Annotated in this window: 21 protein-coding genes and 1 tRNA gene; 8 read left to right on the forward strand and 14 right to left on the reverse strand. The window is 50.8% G+C overall.

What is annotated here, in order from left to right; genetic code table 11:
* Positions 1–69: 69 nt before the first annotated feature.
* From fadJ to ABD028_RS06760, 4 genes are all read right to left on the reverse strand, one after another.
* Entirely contained in the window at positions 70–2,193 is a 2,124-nt protein-coding gene (gene fadJ / locus ABD028_RS06745; protein WP_343843276.1) for a fatty acid oxidation complex subunit alpha FadJ, read from the reverse strand.
* A 10-nt stretch (positions 2,194–2,203) separates the two neighbouring features.
* Positions 2,204–3,529 (reverse strand): acetyl-CoA C-acyltransferase FadI, encoded by a 1,326-nt coding sequence (gene fadI, locus ABD028_RS06750; RefSeq protein ID WP_343843279.1) that lies wholly within the window; start codon positions 3,527–3,529, stop codon positions 2,204–2,206.
* Positions 3,530–3,630: 101 nt separating this feature from the next.
* Positions 3,631–5,247: a GMC family oxidoreductase gene (locus ABD028_RS06755; RefSeq protein WP_343843282.1), complete on the reverse strand. Its 1,617-nt coding sequence runs from the start codon at positions 5,245–5,247 to the stop codon at positions 3,631–3,633.
* 180 nt (positions 5,248–5,427) lie between these two features.
* Entirely contained in the window at positions 5,428–6,972 is a 1,545-nt protein-coding gene (locus tag ABD028_RS06760; RefSeq protein ID WP_425542074.1) for a hydroxymethylglutaryl-CoA reductase, read from the reverse strand.
* A gap of 167 nt (positions 6,973–7,139) precedes the next feature.
* Between ABD028_RS06760 and ABD028_RS06765 the strand changes: the two genes are divergently transcribed.
* Positions 7,140–7,847 carry a hypothetical protein gene (locus tag ABD028_RS06765; protein ID WP_343843284.1) on the forward strand — a complete coding sequence of 236 codons (708 nt, stop codon included), beginning with the start codon at positions 7,140–7,142 and terminating at the stop codon, positions 7,845–7,847.
* On the opposite strand, the gene ABD028_RS06770 is transcribed toward ABD028_RS06765, so the two are convergent.
* The 4 genes from ABD028_RS06770 to ABD028_RS06785 form a co-directional block, all read right to left on the reverse strand.
* Positions 7,838–8,149 carry a DUF4156 domain-containing protein gene (locus ABD028_RS06770; RefSeq protein WP_343843285.1) on the reverse strand — a complete coding sequence of 104 codons (312 nt, stop codon included), beginning with the start codon at positions 8,147–8,149 and terminating at the stop codon, positions 7,838–7,840. The two genes, ABD028_RS06765 and ABD028_RS06770, sit on opposite strands and share 10 nt — an antisense overlap.
* Entirely contained in the window at positions 8,149–9,648 is a 1,500-nt protein-coding gene (locus tag ABD028_RS06775) for a wax ester/triacylglycerol synthase domain-containing protein (RefSeq protein WP_343843288.1), read from the reverse strand. The genes ABD028_RS06770 and ABD028_RS06775 overlap by 1 nt, the downstream gene beginning before the upstream one ends.
* Positions 9,645–10,301: a TetR/AcrR family transcriptional regulator gene (locus tag ABD028_RS06780; protein WP_343843290.1), complete on the reverse strand. Its 657-nt coding sequence runs from the start codon at positions 10,299–10,301 to the stop codon at positions 9,645–9,647. The genes ABD028_RS06775 and ABD028_RS06780 overlap by 4 nt, the downstream gene beginning before the upstream one ends.
* Positions 10,302–10,447: 146 nt before the next feature.
* On the reverse strand, positions 10,448–11,299 hold the full coding sequence (locus ABD028_RS06785) for a TraB/GumN family protein (protein WP_343843292.1): 852 nt from the start codon (positions 11,297–11,299) through the stop codon (positions 10,448–10,450).
* A 193-nt stretch (positions 11,300–11,492) separates the two neighbouring features.
* Here ABD028_RS06785 and ABD028_RS06790 point away from each other — a divergent pair, with 193 nt between their 5' ends.
* On the forward strand, positions 11,493–12,194 hold the full coding sequence (locus ABD028_RS06790; RefSeq protein WP_343843293.1) for a hypothetical protein: 702 nt from the start codon (positions 11,493–11,495) through the stop codon (positions 12,192–12,194).
* A gap of 107 nt (positions 12,195–12,301) precedes the next feature.
* Here the strand turns inward: ABD028_RS06790 and ABD028_RS06795 are convergent, their stop codons facing one another.
* The 4 genes from ABD028_RS06795 to ABD028_RS06810 form a co-directional block, all read right to left on the reverse strand.
* The gene (locus tag ABD028_RS06795) at positions 12,302–12,511 is read right to left on the reverse strand and encodes a hypothetical protein (protein WP_343843296.1); all 210 of its coding nucleotides are present in this window, start codon (positions 12,509–12,511) and stop codon (positions 12,302–12,304) included.
* A 30-nt stretch (positions 12,512–12,541) separates the two neighbouring features.
* Entirely contained in the window at positions 12,542–13,246 is a 705-nt protein-coding gene (locus tag ABD028_RS06800) for a GNAT family N-acetyltransferase (RefSeq protein ID WP_343843299.1), read from the reverse strand.
* A 615-nt stretch (positions 13,247–13,861) separates the two neighbouring features.
* Positions 13,862–14,155, reverse strand: a complete 294-nt coding sequence (locus ABD028_RS06805; RefSeq protein WP_343843302.1) for a hypothetical protein — start codon at positions 14,153–14,155, stop codon at positions 13,862–13,864.
* 658 nt (positions 14,156–14,813) lie between these two features.
* Positions 14,814–14,890: transfer RNA gene (locus ABD028_RS06810), tRNA-Pro, on the reverse strand.
* A 420-nt stretch (positions 14,891–15,310) separates the two neighbouring features.
* On the opposite strand from ABD028_RS06810, the gene ABD028_RS06815 reads away from it, so the two are divergent.
* The 4 genes from ABD028_RS06815 (at position 15,311) to ABD028_RS06830 (ending at position 20,963) form a co-directional block, all read left to right on the forward strand.
* A complete protein-coding gene (locus tag ABD028_RS06815; RefSeq protein WP_343843304.1) occupies positions 15,311–16,177 on the forward strand; it encodes a substrate-binding domain-containing protein in 867 nt (288 codons plus the stop codon).
* Positions 16,164–17,330 carry a hypothetical protein gene (locus ABD028_RS06820; protein WP_343843306.1) on the forward strand — a complete coding sequence of 389 codons (1,167 nt, stop codon included), beginning with the start codon at positions 16,164–16,166 and terminating at the stop codon, positions 17,328–17,330. Before ABD028_RS06815 ends, ABD028_RS06820 begins: the two co-directional genes overlap by 14 nt.
* Positions 17,331–17,539: 209 nt before the next feature.
* Positions 17,540–19,753 (forward strand): TonB-dependent receptor, encoded by a 2,214-nt coding sequence (locus tag ABD028_RS06825; RefSeq protein ID WP_343843308.1) that lies wholly within the window; start codon positions 17,540–17,542, stop codon positions 19,751–19,753.
* A 16-nt stretch (positions 19,754–19,769) separates the two neighbouring features.
* Positions 19,770–20,963 (forward strand): Ca2+-dependent phosphoinositide-specific phospholipase C, encoded by a 1,194-nt coding sequence (locus ABD028_RS06830; RefSeq protein ID WP_343843310.1) that lies wholly within the window; start codon positions 19,770–19,772, stop codon positions 20,961–20,963.
* Between the two features lie 119 nt (positions 20,964–21,082).
* Here ABD028_RS06830 and katG read toward each other — a convergent pair whose 3' ends face one another.
* Together katG and ABD028_RS06840 are read right to left on the reverse strand one after the other, a co-directional pair.
* Entirely contained in the window at positions 21,083–23,272 is a 2,190-nt protein-coding gene (gene katG, locus ABD028_RS06835) for a catalase/peroxidase HPI (protein WP_343843313.1), read from the reverse strand.
* 230 nt (positions 23,273–23,502) lie between these two features.
* Positions 23,503–24,081 carry a Tll0287-like domain-containing protein gene (locus ABD028_RS06840; protein WP_343843315.1) on the reverse strand — a complete coding sequence of 193 codons (579 nt, stop codon included), beginning with the start codon at positions 24,079–24,081 and terminating at the stop codon, positions 23,503–23,505.
* 93 nt (positions 24,082–24,174) lie between these two features.
* Between ABD028_RS06840 and ABD028_RS06845 the strand changes: the two genes are divergently transcribed.
* Both ABD028_RS06845 and ABD028_RS06850 read left to right on the forward strand, forming a co-directional pair.
* Positions 24,175–24,624, forward strand: a complete 450-nt coding sequence (locus tag ABD028_RS06845; RefSeq protein ID WP_343843318.1) for an OsmC family protein — start codon at positions 24,175–24,177, stop codon at positions 24,622–24,624.
* A 99-nt stretch (positions 24,625–24,723) separates the two neighbouring features.
* On the forward strand, positions 24,724–25,593 hold the full coding sequence (locus ABD028_RS06850) for a class I SAM-dependent methyltransferase (RefSeq protein ID WP_343843319.1): 870 nt from the start codon (positions 24,724–24,726) through the stop codon (positions 25,591–25,593).
* Positions 25,594–25,602 lie beyond the last annotated feature (9 nt).

Below are 25,602 nucleotides of genomic sequence, written 5' to 3' on the forward strand. Positions count from 1 at the left end.
TTGAGTTCTTTATTACTGCTGAATAATTAGTGCATAAATTAAAAAGCCCGCATTTGCGGGCTTCTTCTATCAGGCATAAAAGGATTTTTGTTGCTCTGCCATTTCTTTAAGTAATGGCGCGGGGCTGAATTTATCCCCGTACAATCCCTGGTAATGTTCCAATCTGGCCACCACATGGTTGATGCCCAGGCTGTCCATATAGCGGAATGGGCCACCGAGGAATGGCGGGAAGCCAATACCAAAGATAGCGCCGATATCACCGTCCCTGGGGCTACGAATAACCTGCTCGGCCAGACAAAGTGCCGCTTCATTCAGCATCAGCAGTGCGCAGCGCTCGGCAATTTGGTCATGGCTGAATTTCTGCGACGGGCTGATCCCCAGCAAAGAATAAACGCTGTCATCCACCTCTTTGCCAGGTTTTTTACCGCTGTACTTGTACAGTCCACGCTTGTTTTTCTTGCCTTTGCGATCATCTGCCAGCAGTTTGTCGAAAGCATCCGGGGCACGGAAACGCTCACCCAGTTCAGCCACCAGAATGGGCGCAATTTTAGCACCGATATCAATGCCCACCTCATCCAGCAACTTCATGGGGCCAACCGGAAAACCAAAATTCAGCAACGCCTGATCTATTTGCTCAATCGGCTCGCCGGCCAGCAGCACACAGGCCGCTTCATTCATATAGGGGGCCAAAATACGGTTAACATAAAATCCTGCACCGTCTTTCACCACTATCGGGGTTTTACCCTGTTTGCGGGCCAAATCCACTGTGGTAGAAATAGTATCAGCAGATGTGCCAGCATGGGGAATGACCTCGGCCAGCGGCATTTTATCCACCGGTGAGAAATAGTGCAGGCCAATTACCTGTTCCGGACGTGCTGCCTGTTCGGCTATCTGTCCAATTGGAATGGATGATGTGTTGGTGGCAAAGATCGTGTCTTTTTTAGCATTGGTTTCTATGTCCGCCACCATCTGTTGTTTAAGCTTAAGATCCTCAAACACCGCCTCAATCACCACATCCACATCGGCAAAGCCGGAATAATCCGTACTGCCGGTCAGCAGCGAAAGCTGTTTCTGCATCTCGGATTTACGCATAAAACGGCGCTTAACCTTCTTGATCAGCAGGTCATAGCTGTATTTCATGGCGTTGGCGATCCCTTCGCTGCGAATATCTTTGATCCGTACCGGCAGACCGGCTTTACTGCTGGTCACAAAAGCGATACCACCACCCATCAGGCCACCGCCCAATACCGCGGCTTTCTGCACTTTGGCTGGTTTAACCCCTTCTACACCGGTTTCTTTTTTCATTTCAGTGGTAGCGAAGAAGATATTGCGTAGCTGTTTTGACTCCGGCGTCATCACCAGATGACCAAAATGGCGGGCCTCCAGTTCATAGCCACGACTGGCATTGGCCCCCGCTTCAATACAATCGATAATGCGCTCTGGTGCCGGATAGTTACCGCGGGTTTTACTGCGGGTCTGCTTGCGCGCCTGGTTAAACAGGAAATTACGACCAAAGGGCGTACGCTCCAGGGCCTGCCCTACCAGGTTCAATTTGGGTGGCTGGCGCTTGGGCTTGTGCTTTTTAGCAAATTGAACGGCCACATCAAGCAGAATAGACAAGGGCACAGCGTCGTCTACCAGACCGTCTTTCTTGGCTTGCTTGGCGCGTAGTTGCTTGCCCGTCAGCATCATCGTCATGGCTTTTTGGATACCAATCAGTTTTGGCAGACGCTGCGTACCGCCACTACCGGGCAATAAGCCTAACTGCACTTCCGGCAAACCCATCACGGTTTTGTCATCCAGACTACAAATCCGGTAGTGACAGCACAGTGCCAATTCAAGTCCACCGCCCAGAGCCGGGCCATGAATCGCCGCCACCACCGGAATCTTCATATCTTCGATACGCTTAAACATTTGCTGCCCGGCACGGGACAAAGCTTCTGCGTCATCTGCAGATTGGCAGGCGGCCAGCATACTGATATCTGCACCCGCCACAAACGAGCTGGGTTTACCACTGGCTAATACCAAGCCTTTGATGGTGGTATCTTTCTCAATCTCATCCAACTGCGCGGCAATTTGCTCGGCAAACTCCGTCTTGAGGGTATTCATGCTCTCGCCTGGCACATCCATGGTCAGAATAGCGATACCGTCATCCCTGCGACTCAGGGAAAATGCGCTGGTCAATTCTGTCATATTGTTCTCCTTATTCTGTTTCCAGGATCATGGCGGCGCCCAAACCACCGGCGGCACAAGCGGTAACCAGCCCGGTTCCACCACCTCGGCGATTCAGCTCATTCAGCATCTGGGTGATCATACGTGTGCCGGTGGCAGCAAATGGATGACCATAGGCAATGGAACTGCCCATCACATTAAACTTATCCATATCCATCTCGCCTATCGCCTTATCGCGACCTAACTTCTGTTTGGCGAAGTCAGCACTGGCAAACATTTTCAGATTGGCCAGGGTCTGTGCAGCGAAAGCTTCATGCATTTCAATCAGGGTTAAATCACTTAGCGTCATACCCGCTCTGTCCAGCGCTATGGGGGTAGCATAAGACGGGCCCATCAGCATGTCTTCCCAGACATCAATGGCAGCAAAGGCGTAACTGCGAATATAGCCAAGCGGCGTGTAGCCGAGGGCCTTGGCACGACTTTCGGTCATCATTAGTACCGCAGAGGCACCGTCGGTTAAAGGCGTGGCATTGGCGGCTGTTACCGTACCGTATTTACGGTCAAATACCGGACGCAACTTGGCATACCCTTCCAGTTTGGAATCAAAGCGGATGTTGTTGTCCTGCTCCAGCGCCCCTTTGTATGGTTCGGCATAGGCGGTCATCACCTCACCGCTAAGTTTGCCTTCCTGCCAGCTTTTTGCTGCATTGCTATGCGAGCGGTGCGCCAGCGCATCCTGGTCTTCCCGGCTGATTTGATGACTCTTAGCCATTTGTTCCGCCGTATCGCCCATGGACAGGCCGGTGGAATATTCGGCCACCGCAGGCGGCACGGGCAACAGGTCTTTAAAGCCGAGGCGCTTAATCACATTCCACTTCTGCCCGAGGGTTTTGGTTTTTTGTAGGTCGACCAGTGCACGGGCCAGATTTTTGGATACCCCAATGGGAGATACCGAGGTGGAATCTGCCCCACCGGCAATACCCACTTCAATGGTGCCTGCCATCATAGATTCAGCAATATTTACTGCCGCCTGAAAACTGGTGGCACATGCACGGGATACACTGTAGGCATCGGTATGCACGTTCATGCCCGTTCCCAGTACAATTTCCCGGGCAATATTGGGTGCTTCCGGCATTTGCACGACCTGGCCATACACCAGTTGTTCCACCAGCTTGGGGTCCAGGTTATTGCGAACCAGCATTTCATTGACCACCATTTTACCCAAATCCACAGCCGGTACGCCGTGGAAGTAAGTGGCCATTTTTGCAAAGGGAGTGCGAAGACCTGCCACAATGGCAATACGATCTCCGCTGCGCGTGGTCACGCTGCGGGTGACAGAGGATGGGTTACCTGGCATTCTGTTTCCTTTTAGTGGTCAGACCTGTTTGGCAGGATTGTACTCTTTGCCGAGCAAAATTCAAATTCTAGCCTATGTGCATCAGGTTGAGATCAGCGGGACTAGCCTGGTTGATGTTCCGCTTTAACCAAATCGGCGGCCTTTTCGGCAATCATGATGGCCGGCGCATTCGTATTACCACCTATCAGACTTGGCATAACAGACGCGTCCACCACGCGCAGGCCACTTAATCCCCTGACCTTAAGTGCCGGGCACACAACCGCCATAGCATCATCAGCCAGCCCCATCTTACAAGTGCCTACCGGGTGATAAATGGTTTCCGCCTTAGCACGGATAAATTCCAGCAAATCCTGGTCTGTTTGTTTGTCTGCACCAGGCAACCATTCTTTTGGCTGGTACTGACTAAAAGCAGGTTGTGACAATATTTCGCGCGCCAGCCGAACACCGTCCAACATCGCCTGCCGATCATCTTCATGGCTCAGATAGTTGGGGTCCATCAATGGTGATTGCGCGGGGTCGGCCGACTGCAAACGAATCGTGCCGCGACTTTTAGGATACAGATAACAAACGTGTAACCCATAGCCGTAGCCCCACACCAGGCTGCGACCGTGATCCTGCAATATGGCTGGAATAAAGTGAAACTGCAGATCGGGTATCCCCTTGGACAAACTGCTGCTGACAAAGCCGCCCGCTTCAGCAATATTGCTCGAACCCATGCCACTGCGCCGCATCAGATATTGCCACACTCCCTGGGTATAACCGGGCACCGCGCCTGGTGCGACGCCGTAGCCAGCCACTTTTCTGCTCTTGCATTGCACTATGGCATCCAAATGGTCCTGCAGGTTTTCGCCCACGCCGGGTAAATCATGCAGAACGTTAATTCCCTTTGATGCCAGATGTGCTGCGGGCCCAATACCAGACAACATTAAAATCTGTGGTGAGTTAATCGCACCGGCACTGAGCAGCACTTCTTTATCTGCAAGCCAATGCTGAACCTGGCCCTGCTGCACAAATTCCACTCCTAGCGCCCGACCATTCTCAATAAGTAAGCGATTAACCTGGCCCGAGGTAACAATATGCAGATTACGGCGAGATTTCGCCTGGCTTAAATAGGCTTTGGCTGCAGAACAGCGCTGCCCTTCGCGCTGCGTCACCTGATAAAACCCCACGCCCTGGCGCTGATCCCGGTTAAAATCCGCCAGATGTTCAAAACCAGCCGCCTGACCGGCCGCCACAAAATCCTGCGACAGCCTGCTGACATGGCGCAGGTTACTCACCGACAAGGGGCCGCCCACCGCGTGGAAATCATCTTCGCCCATGGCCTGGTCTTCGGCTTTTTTAAAATACGGCAGTACCGACTGCCAGTCCCAGCCATCCGCTCCCTGCGCCTGCCAATTGTCGTAATCTTGCATGGCACCGCGAATGTAGCACATAGCATTAACCGAGCTAGAACCGCCCAGGGTTTTGCCCCTTGGCCAGTAAAGACTGCGGTTATGCAATTCCTTTTGTGGCGCTGTGGTGTAATTCCAGTTGATAGAGCGAAACCGGCTAAGCAGTGCCAGGCCAAAAGGAATATGAATTAGGGGGTTGGTGTCTGGCTTGCCGGCTTCCAGCAAGCAAACCTGCCAGGCCGGATTTTCCGACAATCTGGCTGCCAGCGCGGCACCGGCAGACCCTGCGCCAACTACAATAAAATCAAAATGTCTTATCTGCGCCATCGGACCACCTGCGTTATTACTGATCGTACCAGTGAGTCTACCAAAGATTTCTCAGCACCCGCACCGAAAGTTAGGGGGTTTTAATAACGATTTGTCCATTATTTATGCATAATGCGACAGCAAGATGAAAGGGCAGCCTGGAGGTCGGCTGCCCGCATTTTGTGCCTGAATCGCAGCAGGTTACCGGTTGCGACCATACTGCTCGTGGGATGATACCCAATCGGCCGAGGAAATCGCCGATGCCAGGGAGATTTCACCGGCCAGCGCCACCGCCCCGACAATTTCGGCAAACTTGTACACCCGGTCACGGCCGTAGCAATCCATTAATTCCAGACATTCCCTTTGTGTGCCGATACCGGTGCCACCGCCATAAGTCGCCACAATCAACGACGGAATGGTCAGCGACAGATACAGATCACCGTCATCAGTGAGCTCACTGTAGAGAATACCGGCCGATGATTCAGATACGTTGGCCACATCCTGCCCGGTGGCAATAAACATGGCAGTGATGCCATTGGGGGAATGCAAGCCGGTGTTATTTACCCCAGACAGAAATGAGCCGACACCCGCCACCCGACCATGGTAATCAATTTGTTTGGGCTCAACCCGCATCACCTGCAGTAAATGTTCACGTTTTAAGGTGATTTCACTGACCACCCGCTTACCCCGGGTGCGCATAATATTAATTTGCGAGGCTTTCTTGTCGGTAGCGAAGTTGGACTCCAGATAAAAATTGCGAATGCCTTTATAGTGATCGAGGATCCAACCACAGGCGGCAAAAGTAGCTCTGCCGACCATATTCTGTCCGGCTGCGTCACCAGTGCGGAAGTTAAAGCGCAGGAAAGCAAATTTATTCGACAGAAAATGGTCAATGTAAGTCAACTTGGCAACCGATGAGGTGGCTTCGGCTTCATGACGAATACTGTCGAGATTTTCCCTGATCCACTGCACAAAATCCCGTGCTCCTCTGGCGTCATCAAACACAAATACCGGTGCTCGCTGCATGGCATCGTCCACCACGGTACTTTTCACTCCACCACTCATATTAAACAGCTTCATGCCACGGTTATACGAGGCCACTAACGTGCCTTCGGTTGTGGCCAATGGCACCATAAAGTCGCCCTGAGCGTGTTCGCCATTAATACGAAATGGCCCGGCAATGCCGATAGGCACCTGCGCCACACCGATAAAATGTTCAATATTGCCCTGCAGGCTATGGGGGTCGATGCTGTACTTGCCCACATGATTGATTTTGGCATCACTGAATTGTTCAAAAAAGCGCTGGCGAGCCTGAATAATCTCCTCGCCGTAATCATCAGTGTCCGAGCGGGGAACTTTGTTATGGTCCACCTTGTTTTCGGTCACCACATCTTCCACTTCCAGTTTCAATGTACCAAAGGGGGAGGCTTTAAAACTCACCAGTATTTTGTGTTTTTGCTGTGGCAGTGGCTGGCATTGCTCGATATGTACAAACAACGAACTCTTGAGCGGAAAGTCATGGCTGCCCATGCTGTTAAATTCGGCCAGCGGTAAGGTCTGCCCATCAGCCAGTTGCAGAAAAATCTTATCCCTGGGTACTTCCTTACCGCCTATGCGTATCTCGCTAACTTCCTGGACTATGGCATCCTTAAGGCGGTTTTTCAGGGAGAAACGCACTCCGCTGCCCATATTGGTTAAACTGCCTCTGTTATATAGTTGTTTTAGAAGAATACTTGGAATGAACATATCTGCTTGCTACCCCTGTTGTTGTCAGCCATCCTGAATAGCCTTGAACGGAAGGCTGTTTGTTTATGCCTATCAACTATTGTTGATAAAACCGCCAAATGCTAGTTTTATATAGTATTTTTTCTTTGATAACAGTAAGTTGCAACAATGCCCAGAGAGGAAATGCTGTGCTGACATCTGACAAGCTCCTGCAACGTGCCAAGTACTGGCTTTACGCTTGGTTGGTACGCTTCGGCAGACTGCGTCAGTTCAGTATGTCGGTGGACGAAGTCAGTGCCCTGCTGGTGCCCAATCTGCCAATTCAGTTAAACCTGGCGATCCCTGGCGGCAATGGCCTGTTGAACGTGTTGAGTGTGGAGCTCAGCCTGCCAGACAACAAAATGCAGATGGCGTTACTGTGCGAATTCAAGGTGGAGATGCGCGGGGTCAGAATTTACCAGGCACATATAATGGCCACGGTGCAGGGAAAACCGCACTTTCTTAAGCAAAGTGCCACTATTCGCCCCATGCAGGTCAGCCTGAATACAATCCAACTGCTGCAGGATGACTATCTGGTGATTAAAAGTAGCAGAGATATTCTGGCCCGCCTGCTGCCAGACTCTATTTCAGGTTGGGTCAATGCTTCGTTGGATGTATTCAGTGGTGGCTTGTATAAAGAAGCCGCCGCCTATCTGGACCTTTATGTTAGCGGTGGCAAGCAAAGAGTACTGGATTACCACAAAGGGCAAATTGAAAAGCAGTTGCTGGATCTGGTGACCAGTGGCGAACTGGATTATCAGTTGGATGAACACCTGCCCGATGAACGGCTGTTTGCCCGCCTCGGCAAAGAAGTGCAAGTGCAGAACGGGCAGTTAGTGTTTTTGTTTCACCACTGACAGCGATATACCACAAAACGGCGGCTGCCATGTTGAATGTCACTGTCCACCGTCAGGGCGTTACCACCCAGTTTTACCGCTTCATTCTGGCCCAGTTTTAACAGTTCAGCGGCCATTTTTTCCTGGTCTCGCTCGACAAAGGCGATTTTATCCAGCACCTGCGCATTGGCACTGCCCAGGCGCTGACAGTCAGCAAGCTGATGCTTTTCCAGCAACACGACAGCATCTGCGCCAGGCACCGATTCCACCGATGCACAACCACTTAAAACCAGTAAAGGAAAAATACCATTCAACAACTTCATTAGTGCACCATTGGTTCGCGGGCAAGTTCTTTATCTAGGGCTTCGTCCTGAGCATGTTTCAGCTCATCGTCGACAATGGACTTTACCTCATCATCCACCCACTCACCAATATCTTCAATATTCAGGCTTGGGTCGTCGGCACATTTATCCAGCATTTCAAAGGCTTCCACAAAATAATGAGCCATGTTGTCCAGCGAGCTGATATGGGTGTTGCAACACACCAGACCAATATTGGCGGTCTGGCCATAGGTCAGCAGGGTGATATTCACCCCGCCCCCCGGCGTAATAGTGGAAATAGGGTAAGCCGCCAGCAGTTTGGCATCGCGCAGATAGCGGGTCTGGCTTGGCCCTGGCACATTGGAAATAAGGATATTGGCGATGGGCTTAAACCAATCCGACAAATGCAGCAACTCCACCACCAGCGCCACCGCCTGAATCAATATGGTGTAGTAGCTAAAAGCGCCTGGCTCTGAGCGTTTCGCCGCATTTTTAACGATGCGGTGGTTTTCAATAATCTGCCGCAAACGCAGGTAGGGGTCCATTTCACCGTGCGCCAGTTTGACCGGCACTATAGCTATCTTATTGCCACCGGTCTGCTCACCCGGCTTGCGCAGGTTAATCGGCATATTGGTATACAGCGCCTTTTTAAAACTATGGTGGCCGTAGTCCTTTAAAAAACGATGCACGCCGATATCGAAACAACAGAGTAAAATTTCATTGGCCGACGCACGCATGCGCTTCGACAGCGCCTGCACACGGGTAAAGTCCAAATCCGCCACCGCCACTACCCTGCCTGGCTTGACCTGGCCGGTCAGCACCGTGCGCGTGCCGGAAAACGGAATAGGCATGTAGTGATCATTAATACGCACCAGCTTTACAAGCAAACGAAACAGGATCCAAAACAGGTCCACCACGGTGCGCAGAAAATGCCAGGCACTGGATATCAGTCCAGACAGCCAGTGCTTGGGACGGCGCTGGCGAAAAGGTTGCGGCAGCGCCCAAACCGGAGTAAAGCCATCGATATCAGGTTGTTCCCGGTAACCGGCCTGAAACCAGCGGATCAACGCGGCACCATCACCATACATATGGTGAATTTTCACATAAATGGCGAAATGCCCGCCCTGCCGGCTTTGAATCAGATGGTACTGCCAAAGAGGTTTGTCTCTGTCCAGACGAGGCTCATGTAATTTGGCAATAAAGCGGTTTAAACCTGCCTTGTCACCCACATCATCGATAATATGCAGTTGCACATGATACTGCATATCCAGCTCCCGCACGGTCACCAGTCGCAGCGGAAAACCCAGCATCTGTTCAACTATGGTATTAAAAGGGCTGGACGGCTTATCAAAACGACGAAACTGTTCGGCCAGATTAGGCAGATAGTCTTCGCCGGCCCCTGCGGGTAATTCAAGCAATTGCAGACAGGCTACATGTTTAGGGTTACTGTCGGATTCTGTTATCCAAAACGCCCGATCAAGAAAACTAATCTTTCGCGTCACTCTGCATGCTCCCTGTTCTGTTCCCGTTGCCCGCTACGCACGGTCTGCTGAAAATCTTGCCATGCGCCCGGTTCGATCTGCATATAAGGTCTAAGTAGAAACAACATATTGCGCATACACTGCTGCTCAAAAGCCTGAGCGTCCAGCTCCTGCGCTTTTAACAGAGCATAGTTGCCGGCCTGGCTGAATACCAACCCCAGTTGCTGCAACATCAGCGGCACGTCGGAAGGTTCAAGACTAAGCAGCCCCTGCCCAATAAACTGATTCAAACAGTCTTCTAAACGCTGGTCTTGCTGCTTAAGCAGCAAACGAAATGGCTTAACCAATCCAGGGTATTTTTCCAGTAAATCAACCGGATTACGGTACAGAAAGCGAAAGGTCAGATTGACGTCCAGCAGCAAATGCAAGAAGTAGAAAAACTCGTCCAGCTCCAGTGTCTGCTGCGGAGCAATAAGCAGGGGGTGCATTTGCTCCCGGTATAACTCAAACAAGGCCAGGACAATCACTTCCTTGCCTTTAAAATGGTAATAAAGATTGCCCGGACTGATATCCAACTCCATGGCGATATCTACGCTGGTCACCGCAGACTCGCCATGGGTATTGAACAATTCCAGACTGGTAAACAAAATCCGTTGTGCTGTTTTACTGGCCATGGCCGTCACCTGGATAGTTCTTGTACACCCAGACTAACGGTATTTTGGCTAAAGCGAAAGCACTCAGACACTTTTACCCTAAAGCAGCCACTGACCAGTGAAGTGGTTAACTAGGTTCAGGCTTTTTCGTTAGTTAACAATAGCCTTCAGAGTTTTTCGAGCTGGTATCCCTGCGCTGCCAGTTGTGCCAGCAAACCATCCGGGCCCACCAGATGCAATGCTCCCACCAGTACCAGTTCCACTTCTTTATCCTGTAACATCTTAACCAGTTGCGGTAGCCAGTTATCGTTACGGGTTTTCAGCAGGCTGGTGTATAAGGCCGGGTGACTTTCCAGCATAGGCTGTATGCCCTCTTTCTCAAGCGCTTTAATATCCGCTTCACGCCAGGCATGGCGCAGCTTGGTCAGCATATCCGGCAGGCTTTGCATGTCTTCCAGGGTATACAGCACCAGTTCGTCTTCCTGCCCCGCGCCCATGTCGGCCAGATACCCCATCTGCTGCTCCGGTGTTTCCAAAAAGCCCAGTGCCTTGCCATCTTCAGATGCCTTAAGCAGATAATGGGAATCGACGCCAAGCTGATCCAGCCCCAGCTTTTGCATTTCCAGTTTGGTCAGGATCAGCGCCAGCATGGCGGCTTTATAACCCATCAGCGGTTTTGCCTGCATGCCGTGGGCCTGTAAATAATCATGCAGTTTGGTGAATGTGGCAGGGGACAATTTGTCTGCCAAACTCTGTCCGGCCGGTAAAGTCATCAGCGCCATGATCTGCTGCATAAAGGCCGGTTCCTGCATCAAACGGATATCGGTTTCCAACACCACTTTAGCGGCGTTTTGATAGGCCTGGTCAAAACCGTCAGGCAGCGGATAGTCGGTCTTACTCAATAAATGCAGGGTGCCGCCCAAATACAGTTGGCTCCCGGCTTTTGACACCCGCCATACGGCACCATCGGCCTGACATAGTGACGACAAGCAGCATAACAACAGCAACCAATGCTTCATTGATATTCCTTTTATAAAAAAGCCGACTTTACCCCAAGTGCCGGTAACAAGGGAAAAACAAAGTGCGGCGAATACCAGCAAGCTTTTACAAATTGACGGCAGCCGATTAACAACTGATACAGTCAGCGAGTTCCCCCTTACATAGCATATGGGCAGTTGAGTTTTTTTACGTTATTCACCAACGGGAGACCCTATGTATAACAAGATCACCGCAGTACTGGCTTTAGGCCTGCTGCTAGGCGGCTGTGAGCTGGACTTGAGCAGCGACGGCAATAAGGAAGATCCGGCTTTTAGCTTTGACTTTGAACAAAACGACCATGGCTGGAGCGCTGGCTTTTCCGATTATCCACCGGATGATCCCGATACCCACGAACTCAGCTCCGGTCTTAAGGCGTTGCCTACCGACAGCCAGAAGCAAGGGTTTATGCTGTCAGGCCATAATCGCAGTGACGATTTGTTTATGTATATTAAAGGTAAATTCACCGGCCTGGAGCCCAGCAGCCGTTATCAGGCCAATATCAGCGTGAACCTGCTAACCAATGCCGGTGAAGGTTGCATGGGAATAGGCGGCGCCCCTGGCGAAGCAGTGTGGATGAAATTTGGTTTTGGTGAGCAAGAGCCCAAACAGGCCGACTACTACCTGAACCTGGACAAAGGCGCGCAAAACAATAACGGCAAAAACGCTAAAATTATTGGCGATATTGCCGCCAGCGGCGCCAACTGCGAGGGCAGCAAGTATGTAGAAAAAGTGCTGGCCAGCAACAAAGACAGCTGTATTGAGTTTACCACCAACCAGGACGGCAGCATTTGGTTGTTTGTCGGTACAGACTCCGGCTTTGAAGGTAAAACCACCCTGTATTACGACAAGATTTATATTCAGTTGAAGCGTTTGTAATTTTTATCCCTAAGCGCTCGGCTGGCAATGTCTGCAGCCCCCGGGCCCAGGTGGTAAAACACCTAGGCCCGGCGATGCCGCCACCACCTGGTATGCAACTAATAATGCTAAAACAATCGCTTACCTGTTATGGCAATATACAAAGCAAGCACACCCACAAGCGAGTAAAGCACCTCAAATACGCCAATGCTGGTGATGCCTTGATCAAAGGCACTGATCACAATCATCACCGCCAGTAATAACGATGGAACAGCGGCAAGCGCCACAATCAGGCGAATCGTTGGCGGCAGCTTAGCTGTATTGTTTGTATTGTTCATTGCACTCCTTAACCGCCGACATTCGCTCGTTCAGCTATCAATAACCGATTCCCAGGTACCGTAAAACCTCAAACCAAGTGACTCCGCCAGCTTTATCGATGGCTCGTTATCCACTTGCGTTCGATACTGCAGAATGTAGCCGTGTTTTGCAATTTCCCCATGAGCATAATTAACGAGTTTTTTAGCCATGCCCTGCCCCCGAAAAGCAGGTGCCGTAATCACGCCCAAATCGGCAATATGGCTTTGCCGCCATGGATACAGGCTACAGGCCGAGACAAGTTTATCGTGCAAAAACAATCCAAAAACCTGCCAATGGTCCAACTCTACCCAGGCGTTGTCCCACTCGTCATCATCAATGTCCTGTTTAAATTCTGCATAAAGCTGTGTATCTGCCTCACTCAGACGGCGAATCACAATATTGCTACCAGCCACATTGACCGTGGCAGGCTGTTCAGAAAAATACACCCGGTCCGGACTGTGCACCTCAATACCTGCCTCTGACAGGCGCGTTCTGAATGAGCCTAGGTCATTCACTGCGGATGTATGCTCCAAGCACAACTGCGCTGCCATTTGAGGGGCAATACTCACCCGGGTTTTACCCTGGCTGCAGGTCAAAATAGTGATTTTTTCATCTTCAGCAAGTTCATGATGAATATAAATATCCATATCAAGCCCTGTTACACTGGGCTCACCGCTAAAGTAAAAATCTGACCAAACACATTCAAACTTATTCATCACCGCGCACTCCAACCGTTCATCTGAACAAGGTTAACCCCTTTGCCTGTGAGTTCAGCAACACTAAACTGGCCAGCTTTTTTGAAAATCTTGCCAGATACACTGCTGTCCTTGAATTTAAAAAAGCCGACGTTGTGACACCTTCATACCTTGTATCGCCCTGCCACCCGTCACTCTTCTATCAGAATCTGCAATCAGATTGGATTTGCCAGTGTCATTTTCGCCAACCAAAAATGTTGTATCAGGGTGCGGCACCCGTTGCTGGTCCGGCCAAAGGATTAATGAGTTCTCTTTTTACTGATTCGGTGCCCACAATCTGGGCTGTTAGTTGGTGCACTGACTTTCCCGCCTGCTTTACCGTCCCTTAAATCTATCTTGTCTTCTAAAACTTTGAGGTGGGACTCGTTTCCTTCAGAGCGATATTTAGCTTGGGATGTGTCGGCATCATTTCTACCGAATTTAAAATTTTGAAATGAATCATAAAAATTCGCCAAGAAGTTTTTTTTATTTAAACCGGTAAATAACTTTCAATAACGGGCGCAGGCACGCAGGGCATAATGGCGAAACCGTCCTGCGCTTATGCGGCCCAGCGAACGAAGTGATTTTATTGGGTTGTTATGTGATTTTTGTGTCAACGCCACTTTTCTCTTTGATAGTTTTTGTCATTCGATACATTGAATACAAATACATACTTGGAAGAAGTGCCCCCATAAAGAAAATTGGGCTACTTGAGCTTATAAATTCGATATAAGAAAGCCCATTAAGCTGAGGTTTTAGCGGTATAGAGTCATAAAGAACCCACAATCCCCCTAACACCAAAACAAAATGCAAAGCGATAGACAGCATCAGACGAACTTTGGACTTGGCCGCGGACTCAGCCCATTTTATGGGATCATTAAACAAACTCATGAAGTATCCTTTCTGAATCGCATAACAAATGATATGGACTCCCCTTTTCCCGGAGTTTTGCCAAACTTAAGGGCAACTGTTGAGGAGAACTGTCCATGTGTGATTACAACTATGTCTATGGCATTGTTTAGCCAATTTGCGTTTTAGTATCCACAGCTAAGACTGTCGTGACAAGGTTTGAATAACATGACCTCCTTGCCCTTTATGACATGCTCCCATGGCGTACCAGTCCCATTCGGGTATCCTGCCTGTTGCCTTCGGGCCAGCTAAAGCTGTTCCAATGCGTTCCAGAAGCATTGGTGAACTCCGACGGTAACCGCTAGCGCGCTTATGTCGTAGGTTCGTTGAAAGCTGTGAAAAATTTAAGAATTAATTGGGTATCAGAAAGAGAGAAAATGGTCGGCGTTAGAGGAATTACTCCGGGCGTCCTGCCCTTCGCCCTTTGGGCCAGCTAAAGCTGTTCAAATTCGCTCCTGACGAATTTGTACTCCGGGCGTCCTGCCCTCCGCCCTTCGGGCCATCGTCATCCCTCCGATGTTCCAATGCGTTCCAGAAGCATTGGTGAACTCCGACGGTAACCGCTAGCGCGCTTATGTCGTAGGTTCGTTGAAAGCTGCGGAAAATTTAAGAATTAATTGGGTATCAGAAAGAGAGAAAATGGTCGGCGTGAGAGGATTTGAACCTCCGACCCCTGACACCCCATGACAGTGCGCTACCAAGCTGCGCTACACGCCGACTGAAGAGGCTGCAAAGTTTACTTATTTTACCTGGCTTTGCAATGCCCAGATGACAGAAAAAAGATCGTTTGCCGATAATCTGTGCAGTCTGGGCGAGTGATGGGCAATCTGCCGGGGTTTTATACGGTATGGGTTGTGTGTCTTTGGATGTTTATTGCCATATTGATGGCCGGTTTGTTGAATCACCAACGTCTATACAACTTGCGCTTGGCAAGATAAGGCTGATTCTCCCTTAACAGACTTACGCCTTCTTTATCAAAACAACTGGATCAGCGTAGCTGACTATCCCTCCGAGAGTCAGAACGGTTAGTACCCGCTATTCACCCAATCGCATTAGCGACCACTCTGGTAAGGCGTTTAATTAATCTGTCATAATTTTTTAATAGCCTCTGCCTACTGCTTTTTCGCCAGAGCCATAATGTCACTCGCTGTTATCCGAACCCCCACTGTTAACCTTGCTCTGCTTATGTTTGCTTTCGCACTTTACCTGGCAATGTCGTTGTTACTTTCTGTCCATAAACTAACGCCCCCAGACATTAATAATCTGTATACCTACCGCTGCCAGTTACAAGCGCCAACCGCTGACCACACCCTAAGGATCCGCAATGTGGTGTCCAATCTGTCCATCGATCTGGCCAGGCAATTGTGTCACTCTGACATTATGGCGAAACAAGGTTATCAATACATTGAGATCAGTTGGCCACCTGCAGGACAAATTACCGCTAAGTCATTGTTAGCGCAGGAATATGACTTTTTACTCAATCGTCATCATAATCTTAAGGGGTTGCTCAACGACATTGACGAGCTGTATCAGGAAATTATTGAATATCCGTTACAACCTATTTTTTGGTGGAGTAAAAGCGCACCACCACAACTTACTCCTGCGTTTTTCCAGCATAAACGGATTGGCGTCACCAGTAATACCGAAAGCCACCCTTATTATCTGATACCACTGAAATCCCTGGCTGATGCCGGAATCCAGTTGTCAGACGAACAATTGGTCATACTCCCCACCCCCGATACGCTGTTACAGGCTTTTGCCGAAGGTCATGTGGATATGATTATGGCGTCGGCTCAACTGCCGAGCCAGTTGCAGGCTCATCTGCACGATTATCCGCTATACCATTCACAGCAAGCTTGGGAGGTTGCCAGCAGCAGTTGGTTTGCCAGCAAAAAAATCAGCGATACCCCGGAGATCCTGTGTGAGTTTGTGCGGGCCAACACTGTGTATGCTGAGGTGATAAAAAACTACGCAAAACAGGCAACCATTTATGCTCAGTGCTAAGTACCACAGACGGCTGGCGATATGGTGTGCGCTGGTTGTGTTGTCTTTGCCGTGCAGCTATTACACCGCCTTATTAAGTGTCAGGCAGCAGTTGAACACCTATCTGCAGGAATCGCTAACGATGCACGTGAACGATGCGCTGCAATCAAGTATTCATGATCTCAATAACCGCCGGTTTATTGTCGAACAAATTAATCAACACATCTCGCAGTGGCAAACTCAAGCTGTGGCCGGTCACTTTTTAAGCGGACAATTGACGTTGTTGGACTGGCAAACCAATAACCCCCTACCTCAGGGCGGGCCGGATACGCTCAACTTGCAATGGGATTCTGGCCCCGCACATCACCAGATGCAGTTCAAACTAAGTTGGCAATTAGACACAGTTAAATGGCTGCAGCTTCAGGGCTTGTTAGCTGTCCTACTGTTGATATTTTTGCTGTTGTTTCCGCAGCCGTTAAGCGCACGCCAGCGGGACTGGCAGCTGCGCATTGGCCCTTTGCTTAATCGCAACACAATGCAGGTCAGTCTGGCCAGGATCTCAGCACTGTCTGCACAGCAATATCAATGGCTTAGCATAGAGCTCGCCAGCAATTCCTTAAAGGATTCGCAGTTGCAGGCCTGTCTGTTGGATAGCCGCTTTTACAGTTTGACCACCATTCAATTTGATTGGCTGCTATGCGCCTTAAACCAACCAGAATGCTCGGCCGAACAGGCCATGTCTATCGCTTGTGCGCCGGCAGAACTCGTTTTTTTGCCTCAGCAGGTGCAAATACATGGATTGGTGATCCCAATGGCAAAGACGCCCCTGTTGTATTACCGCTGGTATGCGCAGCAGCGTTGGCAAAACCTGGATGAAGGATGGTTGTTAAACCCGGCCACCAACAAAGCTGACTTACCGACTGGTGCTGCCTTGGCCAATTTTATGCGCGCACATCAAGGACATAGCCGTGCGATTAACGATCTTGAACAAAACGGTCTCACGCCCAAAAAACTAGACCAAAACCGCAATCGTATTCGCGAAACCCTCTGCGCGGTGTTAGGGGAAGCGCTGGCCGAACCATATTTGTTTGAGTCGAAACGAGACATCCGCAGTGGCCGCTTTGCACATCGAATTGCGGTGGATATACCTCAAATTCTTATCAGCAACAGATAAAACAATCTGAATTGTCACTTCGCCATCAAAGAGAAAAAACATTAATAAACAATAACCTACAACTAATAGACATCCATAAATCCGACATCAATCTCGCTTTAACTGAACTGTCATCGCTGCATTTCACTATCCCTGTGCAATTTTACACAAAGGATCGCCTTATGAACTGCTCTCAACCGAGTATACGCCCCCTGGCATTGTTAGTTTCAATGTCTCTGCCCCACGTGGTGTATGCCCAAAGTCCACAAACAACCGAGCATCGCATCGAAGAAATTGTGGTCACCGTGCAACAACAAAATCAGGTTATCACCGAGGTGCCGGTGGCATTGTCGGCCTTCAGCAACAAAGAGCTGGAAAAGATGAACCTGACTGACTTTGAACGCATAGCGGCACTGACACCGGGCTTTATCAGCCAGCAGCAAACCGACAGCTCCGCCAGCTTTGTGATCCGCGGTGTTGAAGCGGCCGGCACCGGCGCGGCAGCCGAACCCACTATCTCCATATTTTACAACGGTGTGGACTCCTCTCGTTCCCGCGGTGCGGTGAAGGAACTGTATGACATAGAACGGGTGGAAGTGGTCAAAGGCCCACAGGGCACACTGTTTGGTCGCGGGGCCTCTACCGGTGCTATAGCCATCCATACCCGCAAAGCCGATACGCAGGAAAACAGTGGTTTTGTTGAAAGCAAACTGGGTAACTACAACCTATATAGTCTGACCGGGGCCTACAACCTGGTCGTTAACGATGAACTGGGGATTCGTGTGGCGGGCAGTCGCCGCAAACGCGATGGCTATGTGTTTAACCTTGGTGAACCAGAGCGAAAACTTAATGACGACGATATGGCCGCCGCACGTTTTTCAATGCGCTGGCAGCCCAGTGACAGCATTCACCTGGACTTTATATACGATCATCAAAATGACAAAGACTATGGTGTGTCCACCAAGTCTATCATTGCCGCATCTCCAGGCGGCGATACCTCGCCCTTCACTCATGCCGGGCAAAACAAACAGCTAAAAGATCAGGCCCGCCGTCAGAACGGTTACACCCTGCTGGTTGACTGGGATATCAATCAGGACTGGCGACTGTCGTCTATTTCCGGCCACCGGCAACTTTGGTTTGATAATGCCTTTGATATTGATGGCACCACTTACCATGCCTTTGCAGGTATAGAGTATGACCGGCAGAAAGCCATCAGCCAGGAGCTGCGTCTTGCCTATGACAGCCAATCGGCCACCATTACATTGGGTGCCAGCTACTATCGGGATGAAGCCAGCAGTGGTTTTGATTTTGTTATTAACGAGCAGCACTTACTGGGCGGTTTTCCCAATGTGTTAACCCCACTCCCCGAACTGCCGGTCGCGCCCGGCGTCTCCGTGCCGCTCAACGAAGCCAATGTGTCACGTAGTTACACCGAAAACAAACGCCATAGTCAGTCGGTGTTTGCCAATCTGAATATGGATCTGAATGCTCACTGGATCTTGGACGCCGGCCTGCGTTACACCTGGGACCGGGCCACACTGGCAAGATCCGGTGACGCCTTTACTTTGGACGGCGTGGGCTCTTTTGTCTTGCCCAATGGCTTTCTGGGCAACAGTTTTGGGGAAATGCACAGTACAGATGCCGACTTCAATATGCTGTCACCACGTGTTGCCCTAACCTATCGGCTGAACGAGGCGGTCAATCTGTATGCCGGGATGTCTATTGGCAAGCGTGCCGGCTACCCGGATATCAGCATCCAAAATCCTACGGCGGATAGCGTCAGCTTCAGCACTAAAGAGATTGGCAATGAAACGCTGACGTCCTACGAGATAGGCGCCAAAGGACAGACCAGCAACCTGTACTTTGATCTCGCCTTATACAGCTACCAATACGACGATTTCCAAACTGTCAGCCTGGATATCACCGAAGGCGCAGCAAACGCCGGTAAGGCTAAAGCCTGGGGACTCGAAGGCCTGATCAGTGCCGAGTTCACCGACTGGCTGGGCGGCTTTGTCAACTACGCCTACATTGATACCGAATACGTCAATTTCTTCGATACCCTCAATGGCGAGCCGGTTGATTTGTCAGGCAACCGATTCCGTTTGGCCCCCAAAAACACCTTCAGTGTGGGACTGGATGCATCGGCCACGCTGAGCGGCAGTTGGCGCTGGTTTGCCAATACCCAATATGCCTATCGTTCAGACTACTTCTTTAACAACGACAACCTGGCAAATGAGCGGCAGGACGGTTTTGGCTTGTTAGACGTTCGTATTGGCCTGGAAGATGACACCCGCGGCTACAAAATAGAACTCTTTGCAGAAAATGCACTGGATGAACAGTGGGTGCGCGATATTGGCAACGCAGGCAAGTTGTTTGGCACCTCCACCGCAATTCGCGGCAACCCGCGTTTTTATGGTGTGCGCTTTCGCGCCGAATTCTTCTGAATAAAGGAACCAGAGCATGAAAAAGTTAACTTTAGCCTTCACTGTAATAGCATTAAGCGCCTGTACTCACACCCAACAGTCGCCTGCAAAACAACAACTTAAGCTGAATCAGATCCAGGTACTGGGCACCCACAACAGTTACTCCGGTTTTGTCGAGCCCAAGCTGCTGGCAGCCTTGGCCAAGACGGCAGATAGCAAAATAGCTGGCTTTATGCGCAATATGAGCCCCGAGCAAATCGCCGTGTTTAAGGAAGAACATCCCAATCCGATGAACTTTGCTGAAGGATTTAACTACGGCTTTACCTCGCTGACTGACCAACTTAACCATGGTGTCAGGGGATTAGAAATAGACTTGCACCGGGACCCTGAAGGAGGCCGTTTTATGCATCCAGCCGGGTACGCCATGCTTACCGCGCAAGGGCTACAACAAGACTCACTCTTGCCCCATGACAAGACGGATCTGCAAAAGCCGGGCTTAAAAGTGTTGCACATGGCGGATCTTGATTTTCGCAGTAGCTGCAACTTATTTACCCGTTGCTTGCAGGAAATGAAACAATGGTCCGATGCCAACCCCTCGCATGCCCCCATTTTTGTTATGCTGGAAGCCAAAGGTAAGGGCTTGGATGGGTTTCCTGGCGCCACCGAAGTTCTGCGCTTTGACCAGGCGGCGTATGCCAGCATGGACCATGACATTATTCAGGTTCTGGGGCGCGAGCGTGTTATCACCCCGGATGATGTCCGCGGCAGCTATCATACGCTGGAGGCGGCGGTCCGCGCACATAACTGGCCAACACTGGCAAACAGCAAAGGGAAATTTGTGTTTATGCTGATCGCAGCTGGCGATACCAGCGACCTTGGCTATTACGCCGCATCCCGCCCCAACCTTGAAGGCAGGGTGGCATTTTTACGCTCTAGCCCCGGCCGCACCTATTCCGCTTTTGTGTTAATGGACAACGCTATCGTCAGACAAGAGGATATTCAGGCATTGGTTAAACAAGGCTACTTAGTGCGTACCCGCTCGGACATTGAAACCTATGAGGCAAAGGTCAACGACCAAAGCCGCGCCCGGGCAGCCTTTAGCAGCGGTGCACAGGTTATCTCAACGGACTTTTATAAACCCGGCAATTTTTACCGCACCGATTATCATGTCACCTTGCCGCAGGACGCTGAGGCGGATTTTCGCTGCAACCCTGTTAACGCTGATTGCTAGATGCCTGCATCAGCCACAACGCTTTTATGACCCACAAATAACAATGCCGTCGCTGTAGACGGCACCTGTTAGAAAGCGCCGACCGTTCGGCGCTTTTTTATTGGCTCGCTGATTATTGACTAGCGAAGGTCGAACCTGTCGGCATTCATCACTTTGGTCCAGGCGCTGACAAAGTCGCGTACGAACTTCTCCTGATTGTCGTCCTGGGCATAAACCTCTGCGTATGAATGTAAGATGGAATTAGAGCCAAACACCAAATCCACCCGGGTTGCGGTCCATTTCACTGCACCACTTTGCCGCTCACGAAGTTCATACAGATTCCGCCCTGTGGGTACCCAGCGGTAATTCATGTCGGTCAGGTTGACAAAGAAGTCATTGCTGAGCTGGCCAACCTTGTCGGTAAATACGCCGTGACGGCTGCCACCATGGTTAGTTCCCAGTACCCGCATACCGCCCAGCAGCACTGTCATCTCTTTGGCTGACAGGCCCATTAACTGCGCGCGATCCAGCATCAGCTCTTCCGGTTGTACGCGGTAGTCTTGTTTCAGCCAGTTGCGAAACGCATCGTGAATAGGCTCCAGCACAGCAAAAGCCTCTTCATCGGTCATTTCAGCACTGGCATCACCACGGCCAGGGGCAAAAGGCACACTGATATTAACACCGGCATCGCGTGCGGCTTTTTCGACTGCGGCACTGCCGCCCAATACAATCAGATCGGCAATACTGACTTTTTTGCTTAGTCCGGCCTGGATTTCCGCCAGCACTGCCAACACTTTTTGCAGCCGCTCAGGCTCATTACCCTGCCAGTCTTTTTGTGGTGCCAGACGAATACGACCACCGTTGGCGCCACCACGATAGTCCGAACCGCGGAACGTACGGGCGCTGTCCCAGGCGGTGCTGACCAGTTCACTTACCGTCAGACCGCTGGCCAGAACGCGGGTTTTCAGCTCGGCAATTTCGCTTTCATCCAGGTGATAATCCACAGCTGGAATGGGGTCCTGCCAGATTAAATCCTCGCTTGGCACTTCCGGGCCCAGATAACGGCTTTTCGGGCCAAGATCCCGGTGCGTCAGCTTAAACCAGGCGCGGGCAAACACCTCATTGAAATAGGCTGGATCAGCGCGGAATTTCTCGGAGATCTTGCGATACTCCGGATCCATCTTTAGCGCCATATCGGCATCGGTCATCATCGGCAGACAGCGGATGGAAGCATCTTCCACATCCACTGGTTTGTCTTCGTCACGAATATCAACCGGCTGCCACTGCCAGGCACCGGCCGGGCTTTTAGTCAGTTCCCACTCATGCTTGAATAACATTTCAAAATAGCCGTTGTCCCATTGGGTTGGATGGGTAGTCCAGGCCCCTTCAATACCGCTGGTCACCGTATCCCGGCCAATGCCGCGTGACTTATGGTTCATCCAGCCAAAGCCCTGTTCTTCTATATCTGCCCCTTCCGGTGCGGGCCCCAATTTGGCCGCATCACCGTTGCCATGGGCTTTACCTACAGTATGGCCGCCCGCCGTCAGGGCTACGGTTTCTTCATCGTTCATGGCCATGCGGGCAAAAGTCACGCGCATATCCTCGGCGGTTTTGAGCGGATCAGGATGACCATCCACCCCTTCAGGATTGACGTAAATCAGCCCCATCATCACCGCGGCCAGCGGGTTTTCCAGATCGCGCTCACCACTGTAACGGCTGTTTTCACCATCCGACGGTGCCAGCCATTGTTTTTCCGAGCCCCAGTAGGTGTCTTTTTCCGGGTGCCAGATATCTTCCCGGCCGCCGGCAAAGCCAAAGGTTTTAAAGCCCATGGACTCGTAGGCCACATTACCGGCCAGAATCATTAAATCGGCCCAGGACAGCTTGTTGCCGTACTTTCTTTTAATCGGCCACAGCAGGCGGCGAGCTTTGTCCAGATTGCCGTTATCCGGCCAACTGTTCAGGGGGGCAAAGCGCTGGTTGCCGGTACCACCACCGCCACGTCCATCAGCAATGCGATAGGAACCCGCCGAGTGCCAGGCCATCCGAATCATCAAACCGCCATAGTGACCCCAATCTGCCGGCCACCAGTCCTGGCTGTCGGTCATTAAGGCGGTCAAATCGGCTTTAACAGCAGCCAGATCCAGCTTTTTAAAAGCCTCGGCATAGTTGAAGTCTGCATCCATCGGATTGGTTTTACTGTCATGCTGATGCAGGATGTCGAGATTCAGCGCATTTGGCCACCAGTCCATATTAGTGGCACCAGATGAGGTCATACCGCCGTGCATTACCGGGCACTTTCCGGCACTGTTGGGATGCGTTTTCTCCATGTCAGGTTTCCTCTTCACTTTGCTAAGTTGGATGGCGTCACTATCGCCACAATCGAAGTTAAAAGTTACCTAGATAATTTAATCTTTAAAAATTGATTTATTGGCTGGCCCCAATCGTTTTAATCAATACATCTGGTAACGGCTGTTACAAGTAAAGTTGGCTTTGGCAAATCTGCAAGTGAAAACCTCAACCTTACAGACTAGTGCGCTCAAATCTCTCCTCAAGCGAATTAAGGCAGCACTTTCTTAAGGGTAAAAATCCCCCTCAGCTCACCTGGGCTGAAGCCCGTGGCCAGATCCGCCGGGTAATGACTTTGCAAAGCGGCCTTAACGTCATTCCCTAACTGGCTACCATGGCAGGATAAGCAAAGGCCTTCGGTTACTATGGGTTTGGCCAGCCTGAACTGCTGCTTATCCAGTTGTATGGCGATTAATGACGAGGCTTTTTCCCCAGCAGCCAGAGCCTGTTGAAAGTAGCGGATCTGTTCAGCTTCCCAATTGTCCGGCTGATTATCCGGGTTACGCACCTTATGACTGGTGCGGCCGATATGCCAACCGTCTGTGGAGTAACGTTTGGCAATGTGCGGTGCCATTTCACGACAAACATTAATCCCCTGGCTAAGCCCACCCTGCTCAATAGCTTGGCTTAAGGTAGTTTTGAGTTCAGTGGCAAATAGCCGGATGCGTTGCATGGCTTCCGCTTCCATCTGAGCTCTCTGCGCTTGAGGCTCACTGGCCACGGCGGCAACTGAGCCCAGCGCCATTAATAGCCCAACAACTATCCCCGGCCTTACTCTTGCTCCCCACATACCCCCTCCCCCGTTTAATATCAGCTTCACTACCACTACTATAGTGCTCAGAACCACAGTAATTTTGTTTTGGATCAGAAAAGGAGCCTTATTATGGCGGAATCGCAAACATTCAGTGTGCAATTGCAGTTATTGGAAGGCTACAAATTCGAGGTGGACTTTGCTGAGTTTGGCCAGATTATCAGCGATGAACCCCAGCCACTGGGCCAGGGACAAGGACCCAACCCTTCACGTTTGCTGGCCGCCTCGGTCGCCAATTGTCTGGCCGCGAGTCTGATGTTTGCTATTCGTAAATTTAAGGAAGAGCCTGGCGAGGTTAAAGCACAAGTACAGGGCACCATGGAGCGCCAGGATGGGCGCTGGCGGATTGGTCAGCTACAGGTGCAACTCAACCTGGGTAATGAGAGCGCCAATATTCCTCACCTTGAACGGGCGCTCGGCCAGTTTGAAGACTTCTGCGTGGTTACTCAGAGTGTCCGCCAGGGCATCGATGTGCAGGTTAAGGTGTGTGATGCCAGCGGCAAGTTGCTGCTTGGCGGTTAAATACCCCCAGCAGGTAAACACTTATTGACATGTGTTTGATTATTACTTAATAGTGCTGGCGGAAAATTAGGCAAAAAAAACGATACAAAGGAACTGACAATGATGAAACCCCACGCACTGTTGAAACTCACAAGCGTCGCCCTGCTTGCTCTGACAAGTCAGATTGCGCTTAGCGCTGACATGGCCAAAGATGCCATATGGACAGCGGTGAATAGCAACCCGCACCGCAGTGAAAGCGAGATAGCAAGAGATCAGTACCGGCATCCGGAACAAGTACTGCGCTTTTTTAATATCAAGGCAACCGATCGTGTGGCGGAAGTCGCCCCCGGCGCCGGTTGGTATACCCATATTCTGGCGCCACTGCTAAAAGACCAAGGTAACTATGTTGGTTTACAGCATCATCCGGCTTACTACGGTAAATGGCCAGATTGGGCCGCTAAGCTGGCCGCTTATCCTGAACAGGTTGCGCAACAGCCTGAGCTGTATGGCAATCGTGCCAGTGCCAGTTGGTTACCCATGCCGGAAGGTCTGCCGGTTGAGGAAAACTCCGTCGATGTACTGCTGATCGTGCGTACCCTGCACAACTGGCAAAACCAGGGGCGTATGGAACCCGGTTTGCAGCAAAGCTGGCAAATCCTCAAACCAGGCGGCACCTTAGCCGTTGTGCAGCACAGGCTGAACGAGTCATCAACGTTGGATGCCGAAACTGCCGCAAAGAATGGCCGCTTTAAACAATCCCAGGTCATCGCCATGATAGAAGCCCATGGCTTTAAACTGGTCGACAGTTCCGAGGTTAACGCTAATCCCAAAGACGAGCAAAATTACCCTAAAGGCGTCTGGACGTTACCCCCTACCCTGGCGCTGAAAGAGCAAGACCAGGACAAATACCTGGCCATTGGTGAATCAGACCGCATGACGCTGAAATTTATCAAAGTGGCAAATCAACAACTTACACAAGTCACCCACTAAACCCGCAAC

The organism is Bowmanella denitrificans, from assembly GCF_039522935.1.
GTDB lineage: Bacteria > Pseudomonadota > Gammaproteobacteria > Enterobacterales > Alteromonadaceae > Bowmanella > Bowmanella denitrificans.